The organism is Nocardia sp. NPDC041819, from assembly GCF_055590505.1.
In genome coordinates this window covers 176,773-192,019 of sequence record NZ_JBVJAP010000011.1, presented here as the reverse complement: position 1 = coordinate 192,019, position 15,247 = coordinate 176,773, and the positions used below count along the sequence as shown (strand labels likewise).

General features: G+C 69.6%; 6 protein-coding genes. 2 read left to right on the top strand and 4 right to left on the bottom strand.

All coding sequences use genetic code 11. From position 1 onward, the window contains the following. Positions 1-64: 64 nt before the first annotated feature. The 3 genes from ACZ6DL_RS27550 to ACZ6DL_RS27540 form a co-directional block, all read right to left on the bottom strand. Positions 65-514 (bottom strand): pyridoxamine 5'-phosphate oxidase family protein, encoded by a 450-nt coding sequence (locus ACZ6DL_RS27550; RefSeq protein WP_466055478.1) that lies wholly within the window; start codon positions 512-514, stop codon positions 65-67. A gap of 189 nt (positions 515-703) precedes the next feature. Continuing rightward, positions 704-2,071, bottom strand: coding sequence for a wax ester/triacylglycerol synthase family O-acyltransferase (locus tag ACZ6DL_RS27545; RefSeq protein ID WP_466055404.1), 1,368 nt, complete (start codon positions 2,069-2,071; stop codon positions 704-706). 172 nt (positions 2,072-2,243) lie between these two features. Continuing rightward, positions 2,244-11,351: an amino acid adenylation domain-containing protein gene (locus ACZ6DL_RS27540; RefSeq protein ID WP_466055402.1), complete on the bottom strand. Its 9,108-nt coding sequence runs from the start codon at positions 11,349-11,351 to the stop codon at positions 2,244-2,246. A gap of 306 nt (positions 11,352-11,657) precedes the next feature. Here ACZ6DL_RS27540 and ACZ6DL_RS27535 point away from each other — a divergent pair, with 306 nt between their 5' ends. Next, positions 11,658-12,740 (top strand): cupin domain-containing protein, encoded by a 1,083-nt coding sequence (locus ACZ6DL_RS27535; protein WP_466055401.1) that lies wholly within the window; start codon positions 11,658-11,660, stop codon positions 12,738-12,740. Between the two features lie 26 nt (positions 12,741-12,766). Further along, positions 12,767-14,434, top strand: coding sequence for an FAD-binding oxidoreductase (locus tag ACZ6DL_RS27530; RefSeq protein WP_466055399.1), 1,668 nt, complete (start codon positions 12,767-12,769; stop codon positions 14,432-14,434). 96 nt (positions 14,435-14,530) lie between these two features. Here ACZ6DL_RS27530 and ACZ6DL_RS27525 read toward each other — a convergent pair whose 3' ends face one another. Further along, entirely contained in the window at positions 14,531-15,178 is a 648-nt protein-coding gene (locus tag ACZ6DL_RS27525; protein ID WP_466055397.1) for a nitroreductase family protein, read from the bottom strand. Between the last annotated feature and the right edge of the window lie 69 nt (positions 15,179-15,247).

Sequence of the window (15,247 nt, the reverse complement as noted above, 5' to 3'; positions counted from 1 at the left end):
ATGCCCACAAATAATTCTCGGGATGATGGTTCGGTAAATCCGAACCACCTTCGCCCGCTGCGACCTAACGCTGTTCCTCGACGAGCCGGAAGCCGGTGACGATGGTGGGTTCGATCGCGATGACCGTATCCATCATCCCGTCGGCCCACGGTCGCAGCAGCCGCGTATAGCGCGCGACCCGGGCGGGGTCGGTGACCGTCCGGGCCAGGCCGGTCACGACGACCGACCAGCCCACATGGCTCACCGCGTCGATGTCGTCGGCCTCATAGGCCACGACGACGGAGGGATCGGTACGGACGGTGTCGGTGAGCCGCGACGTGACCCGGGTACGCACGATGACCGCGCCACCGTCGACGAAATGGTTGACCGGGCGGATCGCCGGGAGCGCATCGCGGGTGAACACCACGCGCCCGTAGGCCACACCGGCCAGCAGCCGCAGCGCCTCGTCACGGTCGATCTCGACCATCGTGCGGCCGGGGATGCCGTTATCCGCGACGCGGCCGCCGGAGGAGATCATGATCTCGTGCCCAGGCACATCGCGCGTGCTTCCACCTGGCAACGACCTCGCTTTCCGGTCTTCACTCGACACCACGGCCTCCCATACCATCACCGGGTCCTACTGCCGGACAGGGCAGAAAGTCCCCGATCGGTCCTCTCCCGGCAGGCGCTGCGGCGGGCCGAGTCACCCGCCGGCCGCTACTCCTCACGGCCCGGTCACCTCCGGCCGGGAGGGTCGCCGGATCCCCGCACGCTCCCGGAGCCGCTTGATCTCCCGCTCGATGCCCTCGGCGAGCACCGCGATATCGGGCGCGGTGTCGTAATCCCCGGTGATCCCGAACGTCAGTTGCCCCGCATAGCTGAGCACCGCGATCGCGGTGCGCAACCGCATGGCGATGGGCGTGGCAGGCAGCAGTTCGGTTACCGCGTGCCCCCGCACGGTCAACCGCTCGCGTGGGCCGGGCACGTTCGTCACCAGCGCGGCGACGGTTCGCTGCGGAAACCGCGCCAGCAGACGCAGACTCCACGCGATGGGCGCGAACGGGAGCCGGCCCGCCAGCGCGAGCACCGAGTTCTCCGCTTGCGCTTCGCCTCGCGACTTGTGTCCGGTCATCCGCCGCCGAATCACGTCCAGCCGTTCCACCGGGTCGGCGACATCGATCGGCAGGAACGGCAGCATCGCCGAAACACGATTGTCCAGCGTGGATTTCGCCTGCTCGGATCGCATCGACACCGGGACGAGAACGCGCAGTTTGTCCGGAGCGGGCCGCTCGGCGCGGCCGACCAGCAGGTCGCGATAAGCGGCGGCGACCGCGGCCAGGACGACATCGTTGACCGTGACGCCGAACGCCGCGCGGATCTCGTGGACGTCCGACAGCGCGGCCCGGGCCAGCACGTACCGGCGCTGGCGTCCGATGGGTCCGTTGAGCGAACATTCCGCGGCGGGCGACACGACGGCGGACACCAGTGGTGTCAGACCGCGCGTCATGGCGGCCACGGAGCGCGGCACGACGACGGGCAGCCGCGTCACACCCCGCACCACGTCGAGCCACGGCATCCCGGCACGACTTCGCGGCTCGGGCGCGGCGTTCTCGGCCGCTCCCGGTACGGAATCGCAGAGACTCCGGAACACCGACAGACCGGACACGCCGTCCACCAGGCTGTGATGCGCTTTGACCAGCAGCGCCCAGCGGTCCCCCGCGAGATGTTCGACGACGACGCATTGCCACAGCGGATGGTCGCGATCGAGCCGCTCCTCCAGTTCCGTGGCCACCAGTTCGCACAGCGCGCGTTCGTCACCCGGCGTGGGCAGCGCGGTCCATCGGATGTGGTGTGCGAGGTCGAAATTCGGGTCGTCCTCCCACACCGGCGTGGCCAGGTCGAGCGGCGCCCGCCGCACCTTCTGGCGCAGGCGTGCGTTCTGCTGCACTCCCCTGGCGAGGATGCGGTCGAACTCACCCCTGCCCGGCGGAGCGCCGGAGATGATCGCCACCGCCCCGATTCCGAGACTGATATGCCGGTCGGAGTCCTCTAGTTCCATGAAGCCCGAATCGAGGGGCCGTAGTTCTGTCATGGGCATGCTCATTCCGGTTCGTCCTCTCAGCATGGCGCGAAGCGCCGGGCGAGATGATGGCCGAAGGTCACCGAAAGCAGGGCACTCCGGCTTCCGCTCCGGTCGCACTGTTCTCCGTGCCGTCGGTGGATCCGGCCGAAAGCCGCCGCCGAAGCCCGGCCGCGCCGCCGATTCAGCGGCGGACCGGGTGTTCCCCCTCCGGTTCGCCCGCATGCCACGCCCGTGTCAGCACTTCGGCGATCCGGGCCAGACCCGATGCCGTGGTCATCCGCCAATGCGTCGTCGGCACGGCGTGGTTGTGCACCTGCCCGTCGATGACCTCGCTCCAGATCGACGCGCCGACAGTTCCGGTCGGATCGTCGAGCGCGGCGGTGAAATAGACGACGTCGCCCCGGTAAACGGGCGGGTCATAGGCGCTGCGCAGCGCCACCGAGTGCACCGCCGCGTCGAGGATCCGGGTGACGCGGTCGGAGCCGAACGACGCGAACGGCTCGGGGAGTTCGCTCATCTTCTGGGGAAGCGCGGCCCAGTCCACATCCGCGACATTGCCGAGGTCGCCGGCCTGCTCACCGAGCAAACCGCCGATCAACTCGGCCACCGGCACCTTGCCCGCGTCGCCGGGCGGGGTGCCCGGTGGGTCCGCCATGTAGCTGTCCATCACCGCGAGCAACGCGACCTGCTCGCCCTCGCGTTGCAATTGCACGGCCATCTCGTGCGCGATGACGCCGCCGAAGGACCAGCCGAGCAGATGGTAGGGACCGGCCGGTTGTTGCGAGCGGATCAGCCGGATATAGCGGTGGGCCCATTCCTCGATCGAAGCCGGCATCATCTCGTCGGTCGCGAGCACGGGCGTCTGCAGACCGTAGAGGGGTCGTTCGGGGTCGAGGTAGGCGGCGAGGCCGGCATACGACCAGGAGATTCCCGAGACGGGGTGCACGCAGAACAGGGGCGCGGCCGAACCCGCGGGGCGCAGCGGCAGCAGCATGTCGAAGGCCGCTTCGGTCTCCACCGCGCCGCTCGCACGGCGGGCCAGGTCGGCGACCAGCTGCGCGGGCGTGGGTGCGGTGAACACCCGCATCACCGGGATCCCGGTGCGGAGCGCGGTCGACAGCCGAAGCGTCAGCTTCGCGGCGAGCAGGGAGTTTCCGCCGTGTTCGAAGAAATTGTCGTCCATGCCGAAGCGCTCGGCGCCGAGCACGGCGGCGAAGGCGGCGGCGACGGTCGCCTCCACAGGGGTGGCGGCCGCGCGGAATTCACGCGTACGGAATGCGGGCGCGGGAAGGGCCCGCCGGTCGAGCTTGCCGTTCGGGGTCAGCGGGATGGCATCGAGCACGACGATCGCGGCGGGCACCATGTAACCGGTCAGGTATTCGGCCACCCGACCGCGCAATTCGGCCGGGTCCGGCCGCGCGCCCGGCTCGGGTAGCACGTAGCCCACGAGCTGATCACCGAGGGCGGGATCGGTCCGGACCAGCGCGACGGCCTGGCACACGCCGGGACAACGCAGCAGCGCCGCTTCGATCTCGCCCAGCTCGATCCGGAAGCCGCGCAACTGCACCTGCTGGTCGCCGCGACCGGCGTAGGCGAGCCCGGTGTCGTCGCCGAATCGGCCCCAGCGCGCGAGGTCGCCCGAGCGGTACATCCGGGAGCCCGGCGGGCCGAACGGATTCGCGACGAACCGCGTCGCGGTGAGCCCGGGCCGCCCCGAGTAGCCGCGGGACAGCTGAGCGCCCGCGACATAGATCTCACCGGGAGTACCGAACGGCGCCGGGCGCAGGCGGAGGTCCAGCACGTGGGTGTCCAGCCCGGGCAGCGCCCGGCCGATCAGGCTGACCGGACTGTCCATCAGGTGCGCACCGACCTCGAGGAAGGAGACGTGCACGGTGGTTTCGGTGATGCCGTACATGTTGACCAATCGCGGCGTGTCCCCCGGATGGCGCTCGGACCAGCGTCGCAGGTGCCGCAGATCGAGCGCCTCACCACCGAATATCACGTACCGGAGGGAGAATTCCCCGGAGGCGGTCGAGGCGTCGCGATCGGCTTCGACGAGTTGGCGGAAGGCCGACGGCGTCTGGTTCAACACCGTCACCCGCTCACGAATGAGCAGGTCGCGCAACAGCTCCGGTGAGCGCGATGTCGCGTAGTCGACCACGACGACGGTGCCGCCGGTCACGAGCGCGCACCACAGCTCCCACACCGAGAAGTCGAAGGCGAAGGAGTGGAACAGCGTCCAGACGTCACGCTCGCCGAAGGCGAACAGCGGCTGCGCCTCGGTGAACAGCCGCACCGCATTGCGGTGCGTCACGCCGACACCCTTCGGCACGCCCGTCGAGCCCGAGGTGTAGATGACATAGGCCAGGTTGTCCGCGAGCAGCGGCGCTATCCGGTCGGCGTCGGTGACCGGATCGTCGGCGAACTCCGCCGTCTGCTCCAGCAAGACGGTGCGCAGTTCGGCGTCCGGGAGCGCCGGGCGCTCGGCAGCGGTGGTCAGCACGCACACCGGCGCCGCGTCGGCGAGGACGAAGGCCAGGCGCTGCGCCGGATATGTGAGGTCGATGGGCAGGTAGGCGGCGCCTGCCATGAGTACCCCGAGCAGCGCGACCGGCAGGTCTTCGGTGCGCGGCACCGCCACGGCCACAACGGTTTCGGGGCCCGCTCCGGCCGCGATCAGCGCGCGTGCGATGCGATTCGCGCGCCGCCACAGCGCCCCGAAGCTCTGCGTGGCGGCACCGAATCGGACCGCCACCGCCCCGGGCCTGCGCCTGACCTGCTCACCGATCAGCTCGGGCAGCGTCGCTGTCGGCGCATTCTCCGCCTCGTACGAGTGCGCTGTCGCCGGAAAGCCTTCGTCCTCGTCGAGAATGTCGATGTCCCACACCCGCGCCGAGGGATCTTCCGCGACCGCGGACACGATCCGCTCGAACCGGCGGGCGAAGGCGCGGACAGTCGGCTCGGCGAAGAGTTCGGTGGCGTAGGTGAAGGTCACGGCCAGCTCCGACCGGCCGTCGTCGCGAAGCCGTGGCTCGACAACGACGTGCAGATCGAATTTGGCCGTGGTCTCGCCGTTGCCGACAGCGGTGATCGTCAGGTCCGGCAGTTGCAGGGTGGGCTGCTCGATGTTCTGGAACGACAGCATCACCGGGAACAGCGAGTTGTGTGCTCCGGTGCGCAGGGGGGCGGTTTCCTCGATCACACGCTCGAACGGCACGTCACCGTTGGCGAACGCCGAGAGAGCCGTTTCCCGGGACCGTTCGACGAGATCATCGAAGGTCGCGCCGGGGTCGACCTCGACACGCAGCGCCAACGTATTGACGAACATCCCGACCAGGTCGTCGAGTGCGCGGTCGCCGCGCCCGGCGACCGGGGTACCGATCACGACTTCCGTGACGCCGCACAGGCGTCCGACCAGAGTGGCGAGCGCCGCGTGCACCACCATGAACAGCGTCGCGTTGTGGTCGCGCGCGATCCGGGTCAGCTGCTCGTGGATCCGCGCCGGGATGGTGCGGCCGATCGATGCGCCGCGGGTCGATGCGGTCGAGGGGCGCGGGTGATCGGTCGGCAGCTCCAGCGGCCCCGCGAAGCCGGCCAACTGGTCGCGCCAATACGACAATTGTTGTGCCGCGATGGATCGACCGTCGTCCTCGGATCCCACGGCGGCGCGCTGCCAGATCGCGAAATCGGCGTACTGCACCGGCAGGGGTGGCCAGTCCGGCGCGGCGCCCGCGAGACGGGACGAGTAAGCGGTCACCAGGTCACGTGCCAGCGGCGCGAGCGACGATCCGTCCGCCGCGATGTGATGGGTCACGATGACGAGCAGATGATCGCGGCCCGAGCTGAACAGCCGCAGCCGAACGGGTGCGGCCGCGGTCACGTCGAAGCCCGCGGACATCAGCTCGTTCACCATGTCCGCGACATCGGTGACGCCGTGCTCGACCGCGAGGCCGCCGGGAAGGACCGCGCGCGACGGAAGGATCTCCTGATACGGCTGTCCCTCGGCGTCGACCGGGTAGCGGGTGCGCAGCACTTCGTGCCGTTCGATCACGTCGGCGACCGCGTGGCTCAGTGCGGTCGGGTCGAGGACGCCGGTCAACCGTACGGCGAAGGGCAGGTGGTAGGCGGGCGAGTCCGGGTCGATGCGGTTGAGCAACCACATCCGCTGCTGGGCGAGCGAGAGTGGGATCCGATCCGGCCGTCGCGACCGCGCCAAAGGCGGACGAGCAGTGCCCGCCCCACCGGCCTCCACCCTCGCGGCAAGCGCCGCGACCAGGGGCGCCTCGAACAGGTCGCGCACGGTGACCTGCGATCGCAGCGCCTCGTTGATCCGCGCGACGGCTCGGGTCGCGAGCAGCGAATTGCCGCCGAGCGCGAAGAAGTCGTCATCGATGCCCACTCGCTCGACGCCGAGCAGATCGGCCAGCACCTGCGCCACGGCCCGTTCCACGGGGTTGCGAGCGGCCCGGAACTCCCTGACCTCGACCGCCGGTGCGGGCAGCGCCTTGCGATCGAGTTTGCCGCTCGCGTTCAGCGGCAGGGCGGAGAGTTCCATCAGCGCGGACGGCATCATGTACGCGGGGAGGACCCCCGAGATCGCGGCCGTGAGTTCGTCGCGGTCGACGACCTGCCCGGGGCACGCGACCACATACGCCGCCAGCCGCTCCCCCGACGCCGAAGGCATCACCGCCGCGACCGCTTGGCTCACCGACGGTTGTGCGAGCAGCGCGGTCTCGATCTCACCGAGCTCGATCCGCTGTCCGCGGAACTTCACCTGGAAATCGGTGCGCCCGAGGTATTCCAGTCGCTGGGGCGCGTCCGGGGCGGGTGCGCGCCAGAGGGCCAGGTCGCCCGTTCGGTACATCCTCGTGCCGCGGCCGAACGGGTTCGCGACGAAACGGCCCGAGGTCTGTGCCGCCTGGCGCACATATCCACGGGCGAGCTGGTCCCCGGCGAGGTACAGCTCGCCAGGAACCCCGGGCGGCACCGGCCGCAGGCGCGAATCGAGCACGTAGACCTGGGTATTCCACTGCGGCCCGCCGATCGGCACCGTCGTCGCGTCGCCCGTCCCGGCGGGGTGGTACGTCACCGACACCGCGGCCTCGGTGGGGCCGTACAGGTTGTGCACCTGCGCACCGGTGACCGACCGGATCGCGCGCACGGTCTCCGGCGGCAGAGCTTCGCCGATGAGGAACAGATGCCGCAGTGTCACAAGGCTTTCCGCCGCCGCGTGCGCGGCGAACTCCGTCGCCGTCGACGGCACGAAATCGGTGACGGTGACGCCGTGCTCGGCGACGGTCGCGGCGAGATAGGCCTGGTCGCGGTGTCCGTCGTGTTCGGCGACGACGAGCTTCGCACCCGACCGCAGCGGCATCAGGTAGCCCCACAACGAGACGTCGAAGGTGGCGGCGGTCTTCTGCAGGTACGCCTCCCCCGGCCCCATGGGGTACTGGGCGAGCATCCACTCGATCTGGTTGCCGATCGCCTTGTGCGAGACCGCCACACCTTTCGGGCGTCCGGTCGAGCCCGACGTGAAGATCACATACGCCGGGTGCTCCGGCAGCACCGTGCGCGTCAGCTCCTCGGAACGCAGCGGAGCGCCCGAGCGCTGATCGGCTCCGAGAGCGTCCAGCCGCAGGACGGCGACGTCGCCTGGCATCGGCACGGCGTCGGCGGATGTGGTCAGCACACAGACGGGGCGGGCGGCGTCGAGCACGTGCGCTATCCGCTCGGCGGGATGATCGGGGTCCAGCGGAACGTACGCGCCACCGGCGGTGAGAATCGCGTACATGCCGACCACGAGATCCAGCGAACGCCGAACCGCCAGTCCCACCAGCGTTTCCGCGCCGACACCGTGGTCGATGAGCACCCGGGCGAGCCGGTTGACCCGCTCGTCGAACTCGCGATAGGTCAGTTGCCGGTCCAGGTAGACGACCGCCACATCGTCCGGGTGCCGTTGCACCGCATGTCGGTACCCGTCGAGCACCAGACCCGAGGGGACCTGGTGGCGGGTCTCGTTCCACTTGCCCAGGATCGCGGTGCGCTCCGCGGCATCGAGCAGTTCGATCTCCCCGACCACGTGATCCGCCGAATCGGCGACGGCCGTGAGGATCCCGCACAGCCGCCGGGCGAACCCCGCCACCGTCACCTCGTCGAACAGTTCGGTGGAATAGGTGAACGCCGCCGAGATTCCCAGCGGCGTCCGCTCGTCCTCGTGCGGCACCATGGTCAGTTCGAGATCGAATTTCGTCAGCGGCAGCGTGAAGTCCAGCGCGTAGACCAAGAGCGCGGGCAGTTCCAGCGTCGCCTGCGCGAGGTTCTGAAAGGTCAGCATCGTCTGGAACAGCGGGTGATGGGCGCTCGACCGCACCGGGTCCAGCACCTCCACCAGGCGTTCGAACGGCACGTCGGCCTGCCCGAACGCCTCGAGGTCGCGGGTACGCACCCGCGCGAGCAGCTCGGCGAAGGTGTGGCCCGGATCGATCTCGGTACGCAGCGCGAGGGTGTTGACGAACATGCCGATCAGGCCGTCCACCGCGGCCTCGCCGCGGCCGGCCACCGGCGTGCCCACGGTGATGTCGCGGGTGTTCGACAGCCGGGCCAGCAGGACGGAGTACGCGGCGTGCACGACCATGAACAACGTCGCGTCGTTTCGGTGCGCCAGCCGGTTCAACGCCGCGTGCACCGGCGCGTCGATCTTGAATTCGTGCGTGGCGCCCCGGCCCGAGAACACCGCGGGGCGCGGCCGGTCGGCGGGCAGGTCCAGACGTGGCGGCAGGTCGGCAAGCCGCTCCCGCCAGAACCCGAGCTGACGGGCGAACAGGGAGTTCGGATCGCTCGGCGCGCCGAGCATTTCGCGTTGCCACAGCGTGTAATCCGCGTATTGCACGGGCAGCGGCGTCCAGGCGGGAGCGCGGCCTGCGGCCCTGGCCGAGTACGCGGTCATCAGGTCGGTGGTCAATGGGCCCATGGAGGAGCCGTCCGCGGCGATGTGGTGGACCACGCCGACCAGTACGTGCTCGGTCTCGTTGGAGCGCAGCAGGCGCAACCGGATCGGCGGCGCCGCCGTGACATCGAAGCCCTCGACCACCGCGGCGACCGTACGCTCGGGGATCTCGGCTTCGGCGACGTCGAGCACCGGCAGCTCGGGTACCGCGACCGGATCCGTCATCGGGTGCACCCGTTGGCTGCCCATTCCCTCGTGCTCGGGGTAGCTGGTCCGCAGCACCTCGTGCCGCTGCACCAGGTCCCGGATCGCGGCCCGCAGCGCGTCCACGTCCAGTCGCCCGCTCAGCCGCACCGCCAGCGGGATGTTGTTGCTCGCTCCGGCCGGGTCGAACCGGTTGAGGAACCACATCCGCCGCTGCGCGAACGACAGCGGCACCCGCTCCGGTCGAGCCATCGGTCGCGGGACGGAATACGACCCCGGGCCCAGTTCGTCCAGGCGTCCGGCGAGTTTCGCCACCACCGACGCCTCGAACAGCAGCGCGACCGGAACGCGGACGCCCAGTGCGGCGCCCAGCCGCGCGGCCGCCTGCGTCGCGATCAGCGAATTGCCACCGAGCTCGAAGAAGTCGTCGTTCGCGCCGACGCGGCCGGGCTCGGCGGCGCCCGCCGGCAGGAGCAGCGCGGCGAAGACTTCGGCCACCACCCGCTCGGTCGGCGTGCCGGGCGCCCGGAACTGCTCGGCGGTGAGCACGGGCTCCGGCAGCGCGGCGCGATCCAGCTTGCCGACCGGCGTCAGTGGTAGTTCGTCGAGTACCGTGATCGCGGCCGGAACCATATAGGCGGGAAGGGTTTTCGCGAGCAGTTCGATGAGTTCGGTGGTGTCCGGCGCGACCCGGCCGCTGCCGCACGGAGTGGACTCCACCCGTGGCAGCACGTAGGACACCAGCGCCGCGCCACCGGAGGGCAGCGTCACGCCCAGGGTCGCGGCGTAGTCGACGTCGGGGTGGGCGGTCAGCGCGTTGTCGATCTCGCCGAGCTCGATCCGCAGCCCCCGGATCTTGACCTGGAAGTCCACCCGGCCGTGATGTTCGAGAAGTCCTGCCGAGGTGCGCCGTACCAGATCACCGGTGCGATACATGCGCGCGCCGGGTACCGCCGCGAACGGATTGGCGACGAACCTGTCGGCGGTCGGCGCGGGCCGGCCGAGGTACCCCTCTGCCAGCGCGGGACCGGACAGATACAGCTCCCCGACCACGCCCGTCGGCACCATCCGCAACCGCGCGTCGAGAACATGGACGCCCAGCCCCGGTACCGGAGTGCCGATATGGGTCGCGCCGCCCGCGCGCAGCGCTACGGTGCCGGTGGCGAAGATGGTGGTCTCGGTGGGGCCGTAGACGATGTAGAACGCCCGGTCGCCGGTCGCCCACCGGGCGGCCAGTTCGGGGCTCACCCGCTCCCCACCGCACAAGATGGCCTTCAGATCGTCGAGTCCGGCCGGCTCGATGGATTCGAGCGCTCCCGGGGTGATGCACAGATGCGTGACGCGCTCGCGCCGCAGCAGATCGGCCAGCTCGACCCCGCCGAACACCGTGGGCGGCGCCACGACCAGAGTCGCGCCCGCCGAGAAGGCGAGCAGCATCTCGATCACCGAGAAGTCGAAGCTCGGTGTGCACAGGTGCGAGACACGCGAGCGGCTGGTCACCGCCCGCGCGGCGATCTCGTGCTCGACCAGGCTCGCGAGGCCGGCGTGGGTGACCGCGACGCCTTTCGGCCTGCCCGTCGAGCCGGAGGTGTAGATCACGTAGGCGAGGTGCTGTTCGGTCAGCGCACGCGACCGGTCCAAATAGCAGACCGAATGACCGGGCTCAGCGGCGGCTCGCCGCCGGTGGACCTCGGAGTCGAGTTCGATCCACTCCATCCCGGGCGCGGCGAGTGCGGCCCGGTGCGCCGAGGTGGTGAGGCCGACGGCCGCGCCGGAATCCGCGAGCATGTGCGCGATTCGCTCCGCCGGATACGACGGATCGATGGGCACGTAGGCGGCGCCGGTCTTCGCGACCGCCCAGACCGCCAGCACCGACTCGACCGAGCGGGTGATGGCCACCGCGACGAAGTCTCCCGGCCCCACACCGAACCCGATCAGGTAGCGGGCCCATCGCGAGGACGTCTCGTCCAGCTCCCGGTAGCTGAGCTCACGCTGATCCGCCGGATCGCCCGTGGGATTATACCGGATGGCTGCGGAATCGAACGCCGTATCGACCGCGGCGGTAAGCAGTTGGGGGAGCAGGAGATTGCGTGCTCGTGAATGGTGGGCGCGACGTGCGGAACGGCGTGTCGTGGTCATACGGCTGCGAGTTCACTCTCTGGTCGATCACTGTCCGCTCTGGCTATGGAGCCAGAAGCAGTGCCTCAAATGCGTGAACCATGACCCGAGCGTGCGGATCGGACCTTAGCGAACTCGGCGCGGATCGGCGCGCCCAGGTTGGGAAAGATGACAGGAGTACCCCGGCACACTTTGGGCTACGACATGGTGTGATGTGAAGTACATTCATTTCTGCACGTAATAAATGTGGGGGAAATCACCTCGGATGATCGGGGTTTTCCGCCTTCCGGCTCCGGGTTTCCCGGGAGCTCACGCGCCGAGACCGGCATGATCGAACCGGAACGATCCTTTGACCGCGAGCGAGGAGGAACCGTGCGAAGTCCATCCCTTCATGTCGCCTCTCTACGCAAGGGCGAAGAGATCTACCGCAGCGAACTCGGCTCACTCACGCGACTCACCGCCGACAGCTTCCCGATCCTCAGCGGGCTGTCGATCAAACGCCTGACGCTCGCACCGGGCGCCATCCGCGAACCGCACTGGCACGCCAACGCCACCGAACTCACCTATTGCACCGCGGGACGGGCACTGGTCTCGGTCCTGGACGACGGCAGCCGATTCTCCTCGTTCCTGGTGCGCGCGGGCGAGATGTTCCACATCGATTCCGGCGCGCTGCACCACGTGGAGAACGTCGGCGACACCGACGCGGAATTCATCCTGGCCTTCCGCCACGAACGACCGGAGGACTTCGGCTTCAGCGCCGCCCTGGGCGCGATGACCGATTCGGTTCTCGGCAATACCTACGACCTGCCCGCCGAGGACTTCGCCGCGATCCGGCGCGACACCACCGCGAAGTTCGTGGTGAAACGCGACGGCGACCCCGACATCCCGTCCACCGCCCACTTCGGCGACCCGCACCATTTCGCACTCGAGGCGATGCCCGCGTCGGTGGACTCGCCGGTCGGCTCCGCGCGCACCGCCCGCGCACAGTTCTGGCCGGCACTGCACGACATATCGATGTACTCGTTACGGGTCCGGGAAGACGGCATGCGCGAACCGCACTGGCACCCCGTGACCGCCGAGATGGGCTACGTCCACCGAGGCTCGGCACGGATGACGATCATGGACCCGGACGGCGCCTTGGACACCTACACCGTGCACGAAGGCGAGGTGTACTTCGTCCCCCGGGCCTATCCGCATCACATCGAGGTCGTGGACGCACCGGAGATCCACCTGCTGATCTTCTTCGACCAACCCACGCCCGCCGACATCGGCTACCGTGCCTCGATGAGCGCCTACTCCCGCAAGGTGCTCGCCGCGACCTTCGGCGTCGCCCTCGGCGCTCTCCCCGACCTGCCCTTCACTCCCACCGACCCGTTGATCGTCACCCGGAACAACGCGCTCGCCCCGTAGCCGAGCGTTCTGCGAATGGAGCCGAGATGGCCACGAGGTCATGGTGGGGATGGGGCAACCGGGAAGACGCGGTGACCGGCCGCGAACGAGAGGCGCTGACCAAGCGCGTGGCGGCCCTGCTCCCGACGGCCGATCTCACAGTGCACGACGCGCCGGACCCGACGTCGCTGGATGTGCCCGCGCCCCGCGTCCGGGTGCCGGATTCCCTGGCCCCGCTGGCCTCGGAAGACCTCGGCGATCGCGTCGCGCACGGCAGCGGGCAGGCCTTTCGCGATGTGGTGCGCAATCTGCTCGGCCGAGTCGATCAGGTACCCGATCAAGTATTGCGGCCACGCGCCGAGCAGGACGTGGTCGACATCCTGGACTGGTGCGCGAGCGCGGGCGTCGCCGTGGTGCCGTTCGGCGGCGGGACGTCGGTGGTTGGCGGTGTCGAACCCCGATGCGCCGACGCCTACGCCGGGGCCGTGGCCCTCGACACCGGCCGCATGGACCGGATCGTGGAACTCGACCGCACCAGCCGGGCGGCGCGGATTCAAGCGGGCATTCTGGGTCCGGCGCTGGAAGCGGGATTACGGCCGGAGGGCCTGACGCTTCGACACTTCCCGCAGTCGTTCGAGTTCTCGACGCTCGGCGGCTGGCTGGCCACCCGGGCGGGCGGCCACTACGCGACCGTCTATACCCACATCGACGACATGGTCGAATCGATGCGGGTGGTGACCCCGGCCGGGATCAGTGAATCGCGCAGGCTTCCCGCGTCGGGCGCGGGACCCTCACCGGACCGGATGTTCCTCGGATCGGAGGGCATCCTCGGGGTCATCACCGAGGCGTGGATGCGCGTGCAGGATCGTCCGCACCGGCGATCCGGAGCCTCGGTGGTGTTCGACGACTACGGCGCGGCCGTGGCCGCGACGCGCGCCATCGCCCAGTCAGCGCTGTATCCGGCGAACTGCCGACTGCTCGATCCGATGGAGGCGTTCATCAACGCGGGCGTCGAGGCGGCCGGTGGAGTGCTGGTCCTCGGATTCGAGTCCGCGGACCACCCGGTGGACGAACCGATGCGCCGGGCGGCGCAGATCTGCCGCGAGCACGGCGGCGCCGTTCCGGACGGGGTCCGCACCACCGACTCGGCGCGAGACCCGGCGCGCGCGGGCGCGGCCGACACGTGGCGCTCGTCGTTCCTTCGCATGCCGTACCAGCGCGACGCGCTCGCAGCCCAGTCCATGATCGTGGAGACCTTCGAAACCGCGTGCACCTGGGATCGTTTCGAGTCCCTGCGCGCGGCAGTGCGGGAAGCGACCGCGGCCGCGTTCCGATCCGCCGGGGTGACCGGCGTGCTGACCTGCCGGTTCACCCATGTCTACCCGGACGGGCCCGCGCCCTACTTCGGCATTTACGCCGCAGGCCGCTGGGGCCGGACCGTCGAGCAGTGGGACGAGATCAAGACCGCCGTCTCGGAGGCACTCCACGTCGGCGGCGCGACCATCACCCACCACCATGCCGTCGGCCGCGACCACCGCCCCTGGTACGACCGCCAGCGGCCCGAACCTTTCGCCGCGGCACTGCGGGCCGCGAAATCGGCGCTCGATCCCGCCGGAATACTCAATCCCGGCGTCCTGATCGACCCGGCCCTCGCCTGCCCGCACCGGAGGCCGGATGAGCAGACCGGGCACCGAGGAGCGCCGGGCGATCTATGAACGCTTCCGTCACCGAGATCGCCTCGGCCGCAGGGGTTTCCGAGACACTCGTGTCCGCCGGACGGCCGAGCGCGCAACCTGATCGCGCGGGCGAGGTCACCACTTGTCCCAGTGCAGGACCTGCGCGCGGTCGACCCGTTTCGCGGGCCGGAAATCGGTGCCGATGGTGAACGCGAGCGGGATGAACGCCGCCAGCATGACCTTCTCGTAGGGAACGCCGAGCACGGCGGCGAGTTCCCGTTCCAGCGGTGCGTGGGCGGTGGTCCAGACCGTGCCGAGCCCGCGGGCTCGGGCGGCGAGCATAAAACTCCAGACGGCAGGGAGGATCGAGCCCCAGGTCATGGCCTGTTCGAGCACGCCCGCGTGGTCGGTGCGGCCTTCGACGGCGGGAATCACGAAGGCCGGCACGCGGTGAACGTTGTCGTAGAGGTACTGGAACCCTTCTCCGATCCGTCGCATGGACCCGGGATGCGCCGACATACGACGCAGGTCGGCGGGCGTGAGCGGCCGGCCACCCGCGATATGGACGGCGCGGCGGAAGATGTCGGCGACGGCGCGGCGCCGCGCGTCGTCGGTGACGACGAGGAAGTGCCAGCGCTGACGGTTTCGTCCGGTCGGAGCCTGCGTCGCCAGGTCGACACATTCCTCGATCAGCCCGCGCGGTACGGGCCTGGTGAAGTCGAGCCGTTTGCGCACGGCTCGCGTGGTGGACAGGACTTCGTCCGCGGACAGGTTCAACGACATCGCAACCATCCATCTCTCAGAAGATAGTTTCTGCACAGATCATCTCGGACGGTACGGTCACCGATCGTC